The sequence below is a fragment of the Mycobacterium sp. genome (assembly GCF_008709575.1).
Classification (GTDB): domain Bacteria; phylum Actinomycetota; class Actinomycetes; order Mycobacteriales; family Mycobacteriaceae; genus Mycobacterium.
The window spans coordinates 1-681 of sequence record NZ_VYIK01000369.1 but is presented as its reverse complement, the minus strand read 5'-3'; the positions used below and the strand labels follow the sequence as shown (position 1 = coordinate 681).

The 681-nt window shown below is 63.7% G+C and carries 1 protein-coding gene; it reads left to right on the top strand.

Features of this window, described 5'->3' with window-relative positions:
* Positions 1–103: 103 nt before the first annotated feature.
* Positions 104–681: acyl-CoA dehydrogenase family protein (locus F6Q13_RS19005; RefSeq protein WP_293059830.1), on the top strand; the 578-nt coding region annotated here is incomplete at its 3' end.

The following is a 681-nucleotide window of genomic DNA, read 5'->3' as shown; positions in this document are numbered from 1 at the left end:
TCCTGGAGTCCATTGGAAGATTAATAAAACGAATTAACGGCGCGGGACACTAGCTCCGTATTACAAGCAACGCGAGCAGGAGGGTGCGTTCCATCGCGCGACATTGCAGGCGATGGGCGATCTTGGACTATTTGGGGTTGAGTTGCCTGAAGAGTATGGCGGCCTCGGGCTTGACTGCACGACAGCGGGTCTGGTCCTCGAGGCCCTCTGCCGGTCTGACTACAACATCGGCCAGTTGATGGTGACGGTGTCGTTGGCAGGGGCGATCATGGCCCGCCACGGCGATCCCGGGGTCGTCGGGCCGTGGTTGCGTGGCGTGACCGCGGGTGAGATGATCCCAGCCATCGCCCTGACCGAGCCGGGCGGTGGATCGGACGCCGCTAATCTTGCGGTGCGGGCTACCAAAGACGGTGACGCCTACGTCCTCGACGGCGAGAAGACGTCAACGAGCTTTGCGACGCAGGCAGCGTTCGCGATCGTCTGGGCCCGCACCGGTACACCGTCCAGCGGTGCGCGCGGGATCAGCGCCTTCCTGGTGCCCATGGACTCGCCGGGCATCAAAACTAGTGAGTTCGACGATCTCGGCGGTCGGTGCGCCGGGCGGGGGTCCATCCACTTTGACCGCGTAGTGGTACCGGCGACGCACTTGATCGGGCGGGAGAACGACGGCTTCGTCCAGGT